The 15,269-nt window shown below is 50.1% G+C and carries 16 protein-coding genes and 3 pseudogenes; 11 read left to right on the forward strand and 8 right to left on the reverse strand.

Annotated elements, in window-relative coordinates; all coding sequences use genetic code 11:
- Positions 1 to 47 precede the first annotated feature (47 nt).
- Complete coding sequence (locus JVX88_RS34535) at positions 48 to 878, reverse strand: SPOR domain-containing protein (protein WP_211623371.1); 831 nt, start codon at positions 876 to 878, stop codon at positions 48 to 50.
- 27 nt (positions 879 to 905) lie between these two features.
- Between JVX88_RS34535 and JVX88_RS34540 the strand changes: the two genes are divergently transcribed.
- Both JVX88_RS34540 and JVX88_RS34545 read left to right on the forward strand, forming a co-directional pair.
- Positions 906 to 1,370 (forward strand): AarF/ABC1/UbiB kinase family protein, encoded by a 465-nt coding sequence (locus tag JVX88_RS34540; protein ID WP_211623373.1) that lies wholly within the window; start codon positions 906 to 908, stop codon positions 1,368 to 1,370.
- Positions 1,367 to 2,158 carry a S41 family peptidase gene (locus JVX88_RS34545; protein WP_211623375.1) on the forward strand — a complete coding sequence of 264 codons (792 nt, stop codon included), beginning with the start codon at positions 1,367 to 1,369 and terminating at the stop codon, positions 2,156 to 2,158. Before JVX88_RS34540 ends, JVX88_RS34545 begins: the two co-directional genes overlap by 4 nt.
- A gap of 286 nt (positions 2,159 to 2,444) precedes the next feature.
- Here JVX88_RS34545 and JVX88_RS44760 read toward each other — a convergent pair whose 3' ends face one another.
- Positions 2,445 to 2,594 (reverse strand): integrase core domain-containing protein, encoded by a 150-nt coding sequence (locus tag JVX88_RS44760; RefSeq protein WP_211623377.1) that lies wholly within the window; start codon positions 2,592 to 2,594, stop codon positions 2,445 to 2,447.
- Here JVX88_RS44760 and JVX88_RS34555 point away from each other — a divergent pair.
- Positions 2,581 to 2,964: pseudogene (locus tag JVX88_RS34555) on the forward strand (ISNCY family transposase); the annotation flags it as partial. The gene JVX88_RS44760 and the pseudogene JVX88_RS34555 sit on opposite strands and share 14 nt — an antisense overlap.
- A 304-nt stretch (positions 2,965 to 3,268) precedes the next feature.
- Here JVX88_RS34555 and nadC read toward each other — a convergent pair.
- Positions 3,269 to 4,000, reverse strand: a complete 732-nt coding sequence (nadC, locus tag JVX88_RS34560) for a carboxylating nicotinate-nucleotide diphosphorylase (protein ID WP_211623379.1) — start codon at positions 3,998 to 4,000, stop codon at positions 3,269 to 3,271.
- Positions 4,001 to 4,103: 103 nt separating this feature from the next.
- Here nadC and JVX88_RS43620 point away from each other — a divergent pair, with 103 nt between their 5' ends.
- Positions 4,104 to 4,733 (forward strand): DUF3122 domain-containing protein, encoded by a 630-nt coding sequence (locus JVX88_RS43620; protein ID WP_317134553.1) that lies wholly within the window; start codon positions 4,104 to 4,106, stop codon positions 4,731 to 4,733.
- On the opposite strand, the pseudogene JVX88_RS43625 reads toward JVX88_RS43620, so the two are convergent.
- The 3 genes and pseudogenes from JVX88_RS43625 to JVX88_RS34575 all read right to left on the reverse strand — a co-directional run.
- A pseudogene (locus JVX88_RS43625) lies at positions 4,720 to 4,905 on the reverse strand (FAD-dependent oxidoreductase); the annotation flags it as partial. The gene JVX88_RS43620 and the pseudogene JVX88_RS43625 sit on opposite strands and share 14 nt — an antisense overlap.
- Positions 4,906 to 4,971: 66 nt before the next feature.
- Positions 4,972 to 5,655 (reverse strand): endonuclease III domain-containing protein, encoded by a 684-nt coding sequence (locus JVX88_RS34570; RefSeq protein WP_211623381.1) that lies wholly within the window; start codon positions 5,653 to 5,655, stop codon positions 4,972 to 4,974.
- Positions 5,646 to 6,479: a hypothetical protein gene (locus JVX88_RS34575; RefSeq protein WP_211623383.1), complete on the reverse strand. Its 834-nt coding sequence runs from the start codon at positions 6,477 to 6,479 to the stop codon at positions 5,646 to 5,648. The genes JVX88_RS34570 and JVX88_RS34575 overlap by 10 nt, the downstream gene beginning before the upstream one ends.
- Positions 6,480 to 6,880: 401 nt before the next feature.
- On the opposite strand from JVX88_RS34575, the gene JVX88_RS34580 reads away from it, so the two are divergent.
- Complete coding sequence (locus JVX88_RS34580; protein WP_211623386.1) at positions 6,881 to 7,987, forward strand: hypothetical protein; 1,107 nt, start codon at positions 6,881 to 6,883, stop codon at positions 7,985 to 7,987.
- A gap of 174 nt (positions 7,988 to 8,161) precedes the next feature.
- Here the strand turns inward: JVX88_RS34580 and JVX88_RS34585 are convergent, their stop codons facing one another.
- Positions 8,162 to 9,247: a sensor histidine kinase gene (locus JVX88_RS34585; RefSeq protein ID WP_211623388.1), complete on the reverse strand. Its 1,086-nt coding sequence runs from the start codon at positions 9,245 to 9,247 to the stop codon at positions 8,162 to 8,164.
- A 95-nt stretch (positions 9,248 to 9,342) separates the two neighbouring features.
- Between JVX88_RS34585 and JVX88_RS34590 the strand changes: the two genes are divergently transcribed.
- A complete protein-coding gene (locus JVX88_RS34590; protein ID WP_211623390.1) occupies positions 9,343 to 10,476 on the forward strand; it encodes an ABC transporter substrate-binding protein in 1,134 nt (377 codons plus the stop codon).
- 405 nt (positions 10,477 to 10,881) lie between these two features.
- On the opposite strand, the gene JVX88_RS34595 is transcribed toward JVX88_RS34590, so the two are convergent.
- Entirely contained in the window at positions 10,882 to 11,571 is a 690-nt protein-coding gene (locus JVX88_RS34595) for a calcium-binding protein (protein ID WP_211623392.1), read from the reverse strand.
- 217 nt (positions 11,572 to 11,788) lie between these two features.
- Here JVX88_RS34595 and ebsA point away from each other — a divergent pair, with 217 nt between their 5' ends.
- The 5 genes and pseudogenes from ebsA to JVX88_RS34615 all read left to right on the forward strand — a co-directional run bounded on the left by ebsA (position 11,789) and on the right by JVX88_RS34615 (position 15,259).
- Complete coding sequence (gene ebsA, locus JVX88_RS34600) at positions 11,789 to 12,163, forward strand: type IV pilus biogenesis protein EbsA (protein WP_036003591.1); 375 nt, start codon at positions 11,789 to 11,791, stop codon at positions 12,161 to 12,163.
- A gap of 208 nt (positions 12,164 to 12,371) precedes the next feature.
- A complete protein-coding gene (locus tag JVX88_RS34605) occupies positions 12,372 to 13,937 on the forward strand; it encodes a PAS domain-containing protein (protein WP_211623394.1) in 1,566 nt (521 codons plus the stop codon).
- Between the two features lie 41 nt (positions 13,938 to 13,978).
- Positions 13,979 to 14,038: pseudogene (locus tag JVX88_RS42695) on the forward strand (hypothetical protein); the annotation flags it as partial.
- Positions 14,039 to 14,116: 78 nt separating this feature from the next.
- Positions 14,117 to 14,293 (forward strand): hypothetical protein, encoded by a 177-nt coding sequence (locus JVX88_RS40015; RefSeq protein WP_225931283.1) that lies wholly within the window; start codon positions 14,117 to 14,119, stop codon positions 14,291 to 14,293.
- A 744-nt stretch (positions 14,294 to 15,037) separates the two neighbouring features.
- The gene (locus JVX88_RS34615) at positions 15,038 to 15,259 is read left to right on the forward strand and encodes a glycosyltransferase (RefSeq protein ID WP_211623396.1); all 222 of its coding nucleotides are present in this window, start codon (positions 15,038 to 15,040) and stop codon (positions 15,257 to 15,259) included.
- Positions 15,260 to 15,269 lie beyond the last annotated feature (10 nt).

Below are 15,269 nucleotides of genomic sequence, written 5' to 3' on the forward strand. Positions count from 1 at the left end.
TCAGAGTTTTTGAATTTCAAAACCCGAAGGATTTTTTGGATAGGCCCTCAGGGCTGGTAGACTTGGGCCTCAATGCCCTGTTGCTGCAATTGCTGGAGCAGTTCTTGCGCTTTGGTTTCATCGTTAAATGCACCAAGCTGCACCTTGGCTCCCTCATCGGGAAGGTTGCGGACATAGGCATCGGGCACGGCACTGCGAGCTTGCTGCAAGCTGGCATCTCCGCTGTATTCCGTCACAACGTAATAGTAGTTGTTCTGAGCAGGCGGGGTAGTTGCAGCGATCGGATCAGTTGAAGCAGCAGCTACGCTGGGAGCGGGTTCTGCAGCCGGGGCTGGCTCAATCGGTGGTGGCACAGTACTGATGGGTTCTGGTGAAACGGGAGCGGGTTCTGGGACTGGAGCAGGTATAGCAGGCTCTGGCACCGACATCACTGGGGGAGCGGCAGGCACCACAACGGTTGAAAGGCTGGGTTGAGGAGCTGGAGCCACAGGAATTTCTGGGGGAGCAGAAGCGGCAGCTTGGGTCGGGCTACTGACGGCAGGAGTGCTCGGCTTGGCTGTCGAAGCGTTGGATTTGGCTGATTGGGATTGGGTTGATTGAGTTGATTGAGTCGATTTTTCGGTTTGAGCACCAGAACGAGGGGTTTGCTTAGGCAGGGTGCTGAGCGTTCCCAAATCCAGGTCTACAAACTCATCCGAAGTCAGATCGGGAGAAGGAACTGTCCCTCCAGCGGTTGCCGCAGGGCTGGTGGAGGAACTGTTGGCAGATGAGTCTGGATTGGCATCAGGAGTCCAAAGCCCCAAGCTGCCTGGATTCATAATTACATAGCCCAATGTCGCGCTCGCCAACACGAGCAGCAGCATCGACCCGATCCCCATGGGCGTGAGCAGGGTATTTAGCAGCGAATGGGTATTTGGATCACTGGGTGGGTGGGTATCGCACAGGACCTGATAGACCTTGATTTTCTAAAGCCCGGAGTCGATGCTTCGGCTGTGCGGCCGGTGGTCGAAAAGATGTTCGAGTTCCACCTGAACCTAAAACTCAAGGACGTGAATTTCAAAGAGTTGACTTATGACCTTGCGGACGTGATGTACGATTACCCGTTCCGTTTGCCGTCTAACTTCACTTACATAATGCGGGCTTTGATGACGCTCGAAGGCATTGGCATAATAACTGATCCGGAATTCAATTTCTTCGAAACGGCAAAGCCGTATGCCAAGGAATTTATGCTCAAACGCGAAGGCCGAGATTTCCGCAAGATGTTCGTCGATAAGCTTATGGGCCGTGACGACGGCGGCAAGATCGACTGGGACCGCACGTGGAAACTCGCCAAAATGGCAGTGAAGACAGTTTTGAATACAGGAAAATGAAGTCAAAGCTCCGTTCGTCATTACTTTCGTTTTGTACTTTTTACTTACTCGCCCTGGCAGTTTTGTCGTCGCAGGCTCAGACTTCTTCGCCAACCCCTCCCTACCCTGAGATCTTTAATGCCGTTTGGCTGACGGTCAATGAAAGGTTTTACGATCCAAGTTTTACCGGCGTTGATTGGAAGGCGGTCGGCGAGCGTTATCGTCCGCAGGCCGAACTTGCGCGGTCGGATTCAGAGTTTCACGCTGTAATAGAAAAAATGCTTAAGGAACTTCCTGTTTCGCATCTCCAAATTTCGATGCCGCGCGGGACAGGACAGTTCGGCACAGGTGTTCTTACGCAACAGATCGAAGGCCGAACAGTTGTGACTTACGTGCCGGAAGGTTCTGATGCTCAAGCAAAGGGTATCCGGTTCGGCGATATTCTTTTGGAACCTAATAAGGAGCTTGGAGCACTCGGATCGTATTCAGATCTCCGATTGCGCGGTTGTGATGGAAAGACGAGAACTCTGAAAGTACGTCGCGAATCTCATTCGCAGCCCGAGCGCCCGTCGATCCGCTGGCGGACATTTTCGATAGACGATGGCAAACGCATTGGGTATATCAGGGCGGTTCGTTTTGACGATGATGTTGCCCCGCTCGTGGATGCGGCAATGTCAGAATTGAAGAACACGAACGGCATCATTATCGATGTTCGAGATAACACGGGCGGGAATATGTCTTTTGTTCGCTTGAGCAGCTATTTCACGCGCTCTTATCCTATAAAATTCTTTGCTGATTTTCGGTGTTGAATTGAGTATTCAACCAAAAGCTGCAAGCAAAGCTATTTAAGTCACCTTGACCCAGAGTGCTAATCCGCCCCCGCGACCACGAGCGGCAATGAAGTCATCAGTCACTAAGAAGAACGCAAAGAAGGGAAGTTTGGCAATGAGTTGACTATAAAAATCAAAAGCTACCACCCCACTTCAACATCAAATTTGTGGGACATGCTTCAGATGAGGAGTGAGGTGGACCCAATCGATTGGACAATTCTGAGGGATCTCTAAGCTCTGAAATGAGAGATCTCCATGTCCATATTCAAGCTTTTTTAGCGAGCAATCGCGTTTCCCAATACACCACTTCTGGAGTGCGATACTTCAATGCTTGGTGTGGACGCTCCTGATTATACCAATGAAACCATCGTTGCACCTCCTTGTTCAAATGAATCAGCAAAAATTCGTTTGCCACCAGTCACATTCTAAGCGATGAAAACGTTGCAGCGGTTGTCCTGGCAGGCCGTGCCCGTTGGAAGGTGGAAAATGAGAATAACAACACACTCAAGACGAAGGGCTACCACCTGGAACACAATTTCGGGCACGGCAAGCAGCATCTCTCCTCGTTGCTTGCAACCCTGAACATCTTGTCATTGTTATTCCACACGTTGCTGGAGTTATTAGACCAGAAGTACAAGCTGTTGCGAGCGCACTTGCCCACCCGTAAGACCTTCTTTGATGATTTGCGGGCGTTAACTCGCTACATGTATTTCGACAGTTGGAATCACCTGCTCACCTTCATGCTCCAAGGGCTAGAGCTAGACATCCCGCCCAACACCAGTTAATTTTCCATACTGAGAATTGCTGCTGGTTCAATAGAGCCAAGCTTTTTTTGCTTGAGTCTGATACTATATGAAGACTGGTTCTGGATGTGGTGTTCGTCTTCTTTTAATACAGCAGTTTTGCTGCGGTTATAAACTCTGCCACATCATTCTATGTAACGTTCCTATTTGATAGCTTCCTCTCATTCTTCGTATCAAATCAACTTTAAACATAAAATTTTATGAAGGTATGGAAGCACGACCACTGAAACGACACCGTGGGTATATTCTCAGCGAGACAGGTAGACACAAACTTCAGGGTCAACTGTCACGCTTGGAGGCTCAGAAAGGCTACAATTATCTCTACAGCTTGTCGAATTACATCCACTGACATATTATCTAACATGATGATATCGGCTTCTTGCTGTAGAGCTGCTTGCACCTGCTCTAGGGTTTCCGTTTCCACTTCAATCGTGAGCGGATAGGGAATCCGAGCGCGAATTTGGGCAATGGCAGCGGCAATACCGCCTGCAGCAGCAATGTGATTATCCTTGATCATCACTCCATCGTCTAATCCCATGCGGTGATTGGTGGCTCCTCCGACTTGCGTGGCGTATTTCTCTAGAATCCTCAGGCCAGGAGTGGTTTTGCGTGTGTCTACGAGCTGGGCTGGCAGATCAGCAATTTGCATGACGTATTTGTTTGTCAGAGTAGCAATGCCGCTCAAGCGCATGGCGAGGTTTAAAGCCACTCGTTCACCCGTTAATAAGCAATCCAGTGGACCCGTTATTTCAGCAACCACCTGCCCCCGCTCGCACCACTGCCCCTCGGCCACCAATGCTGTAAATTTCGCTTCTGGATTGAGCAACTGAAATACTCGCGCAGCTACCGGCAAACCAGCAATGACGCCTGCTTCTTTAACGATCCATTGGGCCTGACCCAACGGGATCTCGCTAGTAAACAAACTTTGCGTGGTCCGGTCACCTCGCCCGATATCTTCCAGCAACCAGTCTTGCAACAGGCGGTCGAGCAGCAACAGAGGAGGTAAAACAGCGTTCATTGCCAAACATGTTAGTAGGCGGACAGCATCCTGATCCTATCTGATATTGGGAGCAGCCCCGTCTCCTGACATAGGATAGCTATAGTCTTTCTAGCAATTGATTGTGATTAAAACGAAACGCTTTTGGCTGGCTCAGATCTGGCTTTCTCTGGGGTTGGTTTTGTTCCTGGGGCTGGTTTACAGTCCTGCTGCTGCGGCCACGGTTCTCTATACGGCGGATACCTCCGGTGCTGTGATTGTGCAGTCGCGGCGGACATTGCGTGACCAAGACCGCCACAGTTGGCAGGTGATCGGTTTCAAACAAATCCAAGCGGACGGACGCGAAGGGGGGATGGCACTGAGGTTAGTTGGCTTTCCTGGCGCGATTGAAATTGATCATGCGCAGCCAATTACCTTTACTGACCCCAAAGGCCATACCCTGCTGGTCCACGACATCTCGAACCAAATTGGCAAAGATGTGCCGCTCCAGCCCCATGTTGGCTATAGCGAAACAGATCGGCCAGCAACTGCCAAAACGGCTCGCCATCCGGAAACTGACGCTGACGCTCAGCCTGCCATTGCTGCGGATCACGCCAAACCTGAATGGGTGCGGTTTCGTTGGGGAGATACACGGCACAGGCTGGATCGCATGGCGTCGCAGCGGGTGGCTCGATGCTTAGCTCCGAAAAGATGCGGGGATGAATGCCGCCCGGTTCTAGTCCAGCCACCTGAGTCGCGCCCACATCGAAGGTGAATCCCTTGCGCCTAAATGTAGACGCACAACCCCCAGGCACAATCGCCTGATCCAAAACCAGAACCGAGTAACCGCGATGAGCCAGCAGTGCCGCTGCCGTCAGTCCACCAATTCCAGCCCCAATCACTACTACCCGCTGAGCTTTTGCTTGCCGTATTCCACCAGAGCGCATCGTCTACATCTTTACATTTCTTTACTTTCTATCATAAAGCGTCCTGTCCAATCAGGCAGCATTACTTCAACCGGTTGACTCAGTTTTGATTCCAATGGCCTGTCCAGTTGGGCAAAGATCCAGCACTGCGCAGCGCTGACAAGCCGGATGCCGGTAGAAGCAGCACTTTTGACCATGCAGCATAAAGACCTCGTGGTGGTCATAAACCTGTTGAGCTGTCCAAGTTTCGGGCAGTTGTGCTTCCAGAACCGCATGGGCGACTGCCACATCAACTTTGGCCGGGATCAGCCCCAACCGCACCGCGACCCGATGGTGATGGCTATCCACGACAAGCGCCCGACGCCGTAATCGACTGAAGCACAGTACGGCAGCACTGGTTTTGGGACCCACTCCCGGCAAGGATTCCAACCAAGCTCTGGCCTCCAGAACCGGCATCTCACCCAGAAAATCCAGCGACCAATCTGGGCAGCGTTCGCTGACAAGCTGCAGCACCTGCTGAATCCGAGGAGCCTTTTGTTCAGGCCAAGTGCTAGCTGAAATGGCCGCTTCGATCTCGGCAGTAGGGCCGTCACGAACCGCTTCCCAGGTGGGAAATTGCTCGATTAGCTGCTGAAACGCCCGATGCGAATCGGCATTTTTCGTCCGGTGGGACAGCAAAGCTGAGACTAACTCACTCAGCGGATCGTGATTGCTGAAGTAGGGAATCGGACAACCATAGACTGTGCAGAGTCGCTGATGGACTAACAACAACTTCTGGTAATCCGGTCATTACCATCGCCCGTGCTGATGATATCGTCTCCAGCACCGCCGCTTTGGTTCGTGTTATTGCCGCCATTGTCCTCGAACACTAGATTGGGGACAAAATTACCAGCAATATCTGCGCCAGCAAACGTTTTGATCCTAAAATTACCAACTTCGTGGATGTTGGTTAGTGCTCCAGTCGAAGCCCCAAAACCAAAAGTGAGGGTGGAGGGGAGGGGGCCATTGCCCCGCTGCACCGCATCCAGATTGATTAACTCCTCGCCAGCATCGGTAAAGCTGCCGTTTGCGTTTAGGTCCAGTTTGACCGACAAAACTCCAGTGGGGCTAAGATCAACCTTGGCAGTGCGTTTGGCCTGTTCGCGGGTTACTCCGGCTCCCGGTACATCCAAACTGAAGCCGTTGGGTAATGTCTTGCCGTCCAGATAGACATAGTTCGTTGCTGCACTGCCTCTAACTGCAACCGCGTCCGGCACACTGCTAGGACCACCATTTCGTCCTTCTAGATCGTTGGAAAAGCTGCCAAATTCGTCGAAGCCAATTCCCAGGTAGCCGCCGGCAATGCCCGGTTGACTCCTGAAGCCGTCATTGTAGGGTGCGTAACCCAGAGACCCACCAAACCCACCTGCTGCTCTAATCGGCTGACTACCATCAACAATGAAAAAACTGATGCCATCAGCTCCGTCGCCACCGTAGGAGTAGAAATCAAAGGTGATGGAAAGTCCGTTAGCAGAAGGAACAACCGTGTTAAACGGAAGGTATGCCGTCTGGAAAGGCTGAGCATCCGTCAATTTCACAATATCAGTTTGTGCCATAGTCTGTATGTACGAATCTGTGGACAAGCTTGGCAGGTGAAAATAGCGTTGGCGAACCAGCGCTACTCAGCCAGGTTGTAGTATCAAAGTTGATCAATCTAGAGCACTTGGCTCCGGCATGAATGACTGCTAAATGCTTGCTAGGGGTATTGCATTACTCGAATGAGCAACAGAATTGCAGCAACTCAGCGGCTAGACAGCTAAGTTCGGCAATCCATAACAAAACAGCTCATTTAGTATGAAATTGAGCTTTTACTGGGGGTGAACTTCTCCCTAGAGTTTCGGATAGAAGATGGTAGAAATGCTGCGATTTTGGTGTAAGTTCACCGAAGTTTCACTGAGGAACTGCTTCAATAAACCCTGTCGACGAAGTAAAGCTGGCGATTGAGCAGCATGACTGGGTGAAGAACGCAGCCGTTATCGTTAAGAAACATTCCCGTACCGGTCACCCATATTTGGTTGCCTGTATTGAATTAAGTCCTAAGCAAGCAGCTTTGATGGATCAGGGGATCTACGCAGAGCATCATCTGTCGAAGAAAAATAAACTTCAGGTCAAAGCTCAATTGTCGAGTCTCGGATATCGGGAAATCGACGACAACAGCAGCAGGATGGTGGTCAATCTTCCAGGTAAAACACCAACCCTGGAACAGCGACGATTGGTGTTTGCTCGGAAATCTTACCGTTTATTCGAGGGGGGTGCCGTCCGGAAGGCTGATATTGTGCAGTTGCTGGATAGATCGGCCACTAGCGCTGAAACCTCCAGTTTGTCTGGATCTCGACATCTGGATACGTTGAACCTCACAGAATTAGGTCAGATTTTGAGATATTTCGGTCCGTTTCACAGCGATGAGCGTCTATTGCCCAAGTACGGTTACGCATCACCGGGTGCATTATATGCAACGCAAATGTATCTCGAATTAGTCAACATTGCTGACTTAAAGCCCGGTTACTACTATTACCATCCGGGACACCATCAATTAATACTCATCAATGAAGTAGATAGTACAGAACAGGGACGAATTAGAATCCACTTCATTGGAAAGAAAAAAGCGATCGAGCTGGTTTATAAAAACAATATCCAGGAAGTACTTGAAATTGAAACGGGTCACATGCTGGGCCTATTTGACTGGATTCTTCCGGCATATCGGCTGAGTATTGCTGATGCTGATGATAATATGCCTGCTGTTAAGGATAGGCTAGTATGTTCAGACGAAGACTATTACCTGGGCACTTTTGAGATAGTGTCTCAGGTCAGGTCATTGTCACCCGAATTGGTTGATATCTATGTGCAAAGTCATCCTGGAAAGATCGCTGATCTACCTGCGGGTCAATATAAATACAAAGACGATCGCTTGGAGAAAATCTCAGATGACCTGATTCTGAAGTCTCATGTCATTGCTATTAATCAGCGAACTTACGAACAAGCAAGTTTTGGAATCACAATAATTGGTAGAAGCAGCCATAAATGGGCAAATTACGTTGCGCTTGGCAGGAAGCTTCAAGTGTAATAGTCAAGACTTAATCTGACACTTCTTGTAAACTGAGGTGAACTACAGCTAACGCAGCCTAGCAACAGGAGCCAAATGGGGTATTTCATATCAACTTAAGCAACTTATAGGTTAAGCAACTTACAGGCGGAATCATAGTTAGTGAATGAGCATAGCGAGTATCGCTGCAGGTAACTACTGATTCAGAGAGGCTATTTTCTGAGAACTTGTCAAACGAGCTGCTGAAACCGAATTTTTAAACTGCTTGGGCTGGTGATTCGATTGGTGAATCCGGCGCGGTAACTCGATCCGAAACTCCGAGCCTTGACCAGCTTGACTTTTGACAGTAATCGTACCCTCCAGTTGCTGCACCAGCGCGGCTGTCACCGCTAGCCCTAAACCAATACCGCGATAGTGGCGCGTATTTGACTGATCCACCTGCCGAAACGGCTCGAAGATGTGGTCTAGCTCTGCCGATTCGATGCCAATGCCCGTATCGCGAATCACAATTGCGATTCGATCCGCACTTACTTCTGCCGCTTCGATTGTGATCGAGCCGGTCGCGGTAAATTTAAGCGCATTGGCAATCAGATTAAAGATCACCTGCTGCAAACTAGTCGGGTCCGTGACAACAATGGGATCCGCCAAATCGAGCTGTAGGTTGAGGGCCAAATCCTTCTGGGTAGCAGTTTCTGCCAATTCTGCTACCATCGCCCGAATCAAATGCGCTAGATTGAGCGATTCAGGATGCAGTTCAAGCTGACCGGCTTCAATTTTGGAGAAATTGAGGATTTGGTCAATCGCAGCCATCAACTGTTCGGCATTCGCCAGAATTCGCTCCACCATATCGCGCTGACGGGCGTTAAGAGCTGCCTGCGTCCGCCACAATAGTTTAGAAAAACCCAAAATCGCATTCATGGGTGTCCGCAGTTCGTGGGAGACCATTGCTAGAAACTGGCCTTTCACTTTGGTGGCTTCCACAAGCTGCGACTGGAGCTGTCGGATCTGCTGGTCTTGCTTTTCAAGTCTTTGCTGCTGGTACCAGAGAAGCTGGTCATTTCGCCGCAGTCGTTCGCTTGCGAAGTGATACTGCTGCTCCGCCTGCCGCACCCGCATAACGCACCGCAAGGTTTGGCTGAGTGATTCTGATGTTAGCTGAGAGGGCGGCAAAATATCCCATACCCCTGCTTCTCGCCATTGCTCTAGTAGCTGCGAATCGGTGCAGTCGCTAATCAGAAATTCTACAAACGGTTTGTGTTCAGTTCCGGACTCAAAAAGCACAGCTCGTGTTCCGATTCACTGATCCGAATCAGCCAGCTTCCCTTATGCTGAGACAATGGCTGGAACGCTGGGATTTCCGCCTTTATGCTTGACCGATGACTATCACCGTTACCGTTCGTCGCTGGTTGTTAGGGCTGCTGTTAATTTGCTTGGTGGCGGCTGGCCTCGCTGGCTGTGCTGGTCTCAGAACTAGGGCGGCAATGGGAACCCAGCTTGTGCTTAGCACGATCCAAGACCCCAAAACCTTTAACTATGCGCTGAATCAGGAGTTTCCTAGCATCTTTCTGTTTTGCTATCGGGGCTTGACGCGCGAAGAAGGTACTACCGGCAAACTCCAGCCCGACTTGGCCGAATCCTGGGAGATCTCGCCGGACCAGCGGCAGGTGGTGTTTACCCTGCGGGAAGGGCTGCAATGGTCTGATGGAGTGCCCCTCACTGCAGATGATGTAGTGTTTACCTATCGGGATGTGATTTTTAATCCCAAAATTCCGGCTGAGTCGCAAGAAGCGCTGCGGATTGGTCCAGAACGGCAATTACCCGACGTGCAAAAGCTGGACGATCGCCGGATTCAGTTCACCTTAGCAGAACCGTTTGCGCCCTTTCTTGCAGCCACCGCTGGCCCTCCCACCGATATCGTCATCCTGCCCAAGCACAAGCTGGAGCAATCGGTGCAAACCTTGGATGCCAACGGCAATCCCCTGTTTCTCTCCACTTGGGGCACCGGCACCGATCCGAAAGAAATTGTCGTCAATGGTCCTTACCAGATTGCCGAATATCGACCGGGCGAGCGTGTGATTTTTCGTCGCAATCCCTACTTTTGGCAAAAAGATACCCAGGGCCAGCCGTTGCCCTATGTAGATCGCATCGTTTGGCAAATTGCTGAATCTACCGATACTCAGCTTTTAGCCTTTCGCTCCGGTGATTTAGATGCTATGGGGGATGTGCGCCCACTGCGGCCCGAATATTTTGAGCTGCTGAAACATGAGGAAAGGCGGGGCCGATTTACGGTTTATACCGGTGGTGAATGGTCGGGAACAACCTTTATTGCCTTTAACTTGAATCAGGCGAAGAACGCTAGAGGACAACCGTTTGTAAATCCAATTAAATCGCGCTGGTTCAATAATGTAGCCTTTCGACACAGAAAACTGAATGCCCCAAGGTCGGAACTGATCGCGCACCTGAGTAAACGAGCGCAGCTCAGAGAAATCAAGATGGATCCGCCTCGATAGCCGAGGTGGGCTAGGGAACGGACAGTGGAAAAGGTGAGTGAGCGGCATGGCTGCACCTTGAGTTCTAGTAGGCACCATGCTGGAAGCAATTGGTGGTGAGGCATCCAATTGACAAGACGGAAATGAGATCAGGGGCTGAACCAGAAATTCGCGATTGGTTGTTTTGTGATTGGTTGCTTCTGGATCGGTGGGGGGCTGGAGTTGCAGGGAAACCATAATGTTAGAACAGGGGAACAATGCACTGCTCAATCGATACATAGAGGCCATCCTCGCCTCCGTATGCACCACAACTTTGATCCTGATTCTTAACAACCCATAAAGTTTGGATGAATTACGAATCAACTGCCTATCTGGAATCCCCACAGAATTTGAAATTCAGGACCTCTGACGGATTTCGAATAGGTGCTAAACAGCAATAGCCCCGCCAACGAAACTAAAGCCGGTACTAAAATTCGAGAAGCTGTCTCCTTGGACGATCGCCACCAATTCAGGCACAGCTTGCCCAGCAGTCAAGTAGATAGCTTTACCGGTCACACCAGCAATTGGGGAGTTCCCAATCGAGTAAGCTCCGGCTGACCCCGCTAACTGAATTACATCGGTCGTTTTGTGAAAGTCTTTGATTAGAGCGTAATCAGCTTGGCCTGGCGTTGCGACATTGCGATCGTTGTAGAAGACGCGCCCAGGGATACCAAGCACAAACGTATCGCCACCACTCGCCCCAACCATAACATCGATTTCACCTTTACCCGTTGCCACCGTGGAAGTACCCTGAAGCCGATCATTGCCAAGGCCGCCATTGAGGGTGTCGTTGTTTTCTTGACCGTAGAGCTGGTCATTGCCATCATCGCCCTCTAGGTTGTCGTTGCCGCTGCCTCCGTAGAGAAAATCACTGCCATCAGCTCCTAGCAGTTCGTCGTCACCATCTTCTCCATAGAGCGAGTTGGCAGCAAAATCGAATGGACTCGTTGGATCGCCATTAGCATTCATCACATCATTGCCGCTACCGCCAACCATGTAGTCACTGCCCAACCCGCCATTCATGCTGTCATTGCCTGATCCGCCATACATCGAATCGTTGCCATCAAATCCCTGCAATCGATAAAAGTCCTAATACGTTCAGTCATTCAACGGAATCTGTTGTGATTCCATTGCTTGATTCTATTTAAATTTGCCGTAAAGATGTATGGCGCGAACTGGCGTAGGGAATACTAGCTATTAAGGTGTTGTTTGAAGGTCCGAATCGTGAGTTCGGCAGCGCCCAATCAATCCCACTGCAAGGCTAAAACTAGCAGCAATCCAGGAAGATTTGAGCATGTCTCTAGAGAAACTCCAACCTGCAAATCCTCGTGATGTTAGCGTCTATGCTCCGTACTACCAAGGCCGGAAACGGAGTGCTTTACCCCTAGCAATTAGCCTATATCAAACTGGAAATTTAGAAGGATTTCGCAAAATCGAAGGTGGAGAAAGTATTCCCTTTATTGCAACCTGGAATATCTCTTCAATTCCGGCTGACTTGACCCGCTGCCGCATGCAGTTTGACGGCAACGCCGAGTTGAGCTACGAGGTTACAATGGCAAACTTCGAGTTTGTTGATTTCCTAATCGAAGTGCTGTTTATCTTCAAGAGCACACGAGTGGCTGATTTTTCCCAAGCCTTTTATCGGAAACTGCTGCGATTAGATGATTGAGTAGAAGTCAAACTCGATACAACCGAGATCAGCCGGGGGTAGGAAGTTCTGTCCCCGGTTTGTTTTGCGAGCCATACTGGTTATTACTGGTCTGGAGGAGTGATACTATCAAACGAAACGTTTTCTTGAGCTAGTCGTTAAAAAGCAAACGATTCCATCATCCTTTTCAAGTTACGTTAGTAAGTCAGTTTAAGTTAGGAGCAGAGATGTGCCAAAGTCCCCAAAGTTTCTCTTCGTTGGGTCATCTGAAGCATACAGCGGTAAATCAGCCATTGTTCTAGGGATCGCGCAGCAGTTGCAAGCAAAAGGGTTGGACATTGCCTATGGGAAACCGCTGGGCACCTGTTTGACTCGCACCCAAACCGAGGTGATCGAAGAAGATGTGCTGTTTATGGCTAACACGCTCAACCTACCCAAAGAGCGAGTCTTGCCGATGCTGCTTCCCCTCGATGAGATTACCATTGCTGACTATATCAGCAGTGGAGGCCAACTCAGCTATCAACAGCAGTTGCAATCCTATAGCCAATTCTCCGCCAGCGATTTGGTGGTGCTGGAAGGAGCCGGAACTCTACAAGAAGGCAAAAATCCGGCAGCCGAGAAGCTCACTGGCTACAGTTTGACAGAAGTGCGGGGACGACCGCTACATGACGTGATTCACCATACCCGTCCCGATGGCAGGCCCTATCCCTTAGAGGAATGCCCGATTGACCGCGCCTTTCCCCAGAACAACCAAGAGCAAGGCGAAGAGGTTTTTATTCACAGAGACGGGCATTTTTATCCAGTGGCGTACACCGCCAGCCCAATCCGGGGTGGCAATGGCGTGGTGGGAACCATCATTGAGGTACAGGATATCAGCGAACGCAAACGCGCCGAAGCTGAACTGCAACGGGCCAAAGAGCGCTATCGAGCCTTTATTCAGCAAAGTTCCGAGGGTATCTGGTGTTTTGAGCTGGAACAACCCCTGCCAGTCGATTGGCCTGAAGACCGCCTGATTTCAGCCTTTTATCAATACGGCTATTTAGCGGAATGCAATCAGGTAATGGCCCAGATGTATGGGCTGGCGTCTCCGCAGGACTTGATCGGGGCGCGGTTAGGGGAGTTTTTAGTGGAGTCAGACCCCAACAATCTGGAGTATTTGCGGACATTTATTCGGTCGGGCTACCGCTTAACGGATGCCGAATCCTATGAGGTGGATCGGCAGGGCCAGCCTAAGATTTTTTTGAATAATCTGGTCGGGATCATCGAAAACGGCCTGCTGATCCGGGCTTGGGGCACCCAGCGCGATATTACCGAACGCAAGCAAGCCGAACAGCGACTCCAGTTGTTTGCAGATGTGGTGCGCAACACCCAGATGGGCATTGTAGTCTGGCAGCTTGAGAACCTTGAAGACCCCGCCTCATTTCGGTTACTGATTGCCAATCCGGCAGCTTCAAACGTGACGGGAATCGAATTTGAGCGATTGATTGGCACCACAATGGGCGAGAGCTTTCCCAGGCTGCTGCAAACCGAGCTGGTGGAGCGGTATCAGCAGGTCGTCCGTACCGGAGAGGCGCTCGATCTGGGAGAAGTACCCTACGCCCAGGATGGCATCCATGCCGGAGTTTATAACCTCAAGGCGTTTGCCTTACCCAACCGCTGCCTGGGATTGTCGTTTGAGAATATCACGGCTCGCAAGTACACCGAAAGTCAGTTGCAACAGACCCAGTACTTTAACCAGCAAATTGCCGAGACGGTACCCGGCATCCTGTTCGTCTACGATTTGACAGTGGGTTAGAAGGCGATGATCGGTTAATCGGACTAGATGGCAACGATCTGCTGCAGGGTGGCTCCGGCAATGATCGGCTCTCTGGTGGAAACGGCAATGATCGGTTGATTGGTAATGGCGGCAAAGACCAATTGATTGGCGGCGCAGGGCGTGACATATTTGTCCTGAAGCGTAGAGATGGACGCGATGTGATTCAAGGCTTTAGAGATGGTTTAGACAAAATTGATCTCGTAGGCGATCTGCGCTTTAGTAATTTGACTGTGCGGCCTCAGGGACGCAACACGCTGCTGCAAGTTGGCCAAACGGACCTTGTTCTAATTCTCAATACTCGTCCGAATCAGTTCACAACGGCTGATTTTATCTGACTCAAGCGCTGATAGAACTGTTGCCTGGAATTGAGCTAGCTAGTGTTAATCGAACTGTATTGCTCGAACTGTATTGCTCGAACTGTGTTCCCTGAACTCGCTTCACCAGAATTGAACTTTGCCTCAAACCTCAACTCAAATGGCATCGGAGACAAAAATTGTCAGTTAAGGTAGCCCGTAAATTTACTCACGGTTTTAACTGCTTATCCCGCAGATTTACGGAGTCAATCTGATCCCTGTATCCATTTACTTCATTAGAACTTCACATAACAGCCGAGATTAGCTAACTTGCAGCCAATTAATGTAAAGTTATCATGAAGCACGTTCAGGAACCTCTATTGGGTCACAGGAGACATGTTAAAAAAATTACGTGTTACACAACGCTGCACTTTCACTCGGCTGTGAGGCAGGTTGGGGTTTTGCTCTACGTTCCGGCCAAGTTTCCGGCTTTCGGCTCTAGCATTTGCTATTGGACTAAAGCTGGATGGACGAGAACTTGAGGACTGTTGATGCAAACTTGGTGATTGAGTCCCTGCTTTCAGAGCTGAGTCGGTTGAGAGTGTTCCGCTGGAGCTGATGTTTACAACAAATTTTCTGTTTGACTCTGTTACGGTCAGCGTATTCCGTTCTGCGAGCCAAAGCAGATTCGTACAGTTTTTGGATCTATGCCGGTTCATATGGAATCTGGTGTGAAGTTTGTGCAGTCTAATCAAATAGTTTCAGAATTAGATGAGGAATACTTTTGTGCAACCTGAAGTTTCCGTGATCATAACTGCCTACAACACGGCAGCATATATTGAAAAGGCGATTAAGATGGACCATATGCTGACTCGCTTTCAGTCGGCCGCCGATATTCCCTACGCCTTTTCTTACGGACAGATGCCCGCTGCTCAGGCTGTGGCGCTAAGAGCACTATTCGGCAAATCGCAAGCTGAACCAGCAAGCGGACGCGAGTTTACGGATTAGGCTTCTACCA

The organism is Leptolyngbya sp. 7M, from assembly GCF_018128485.1.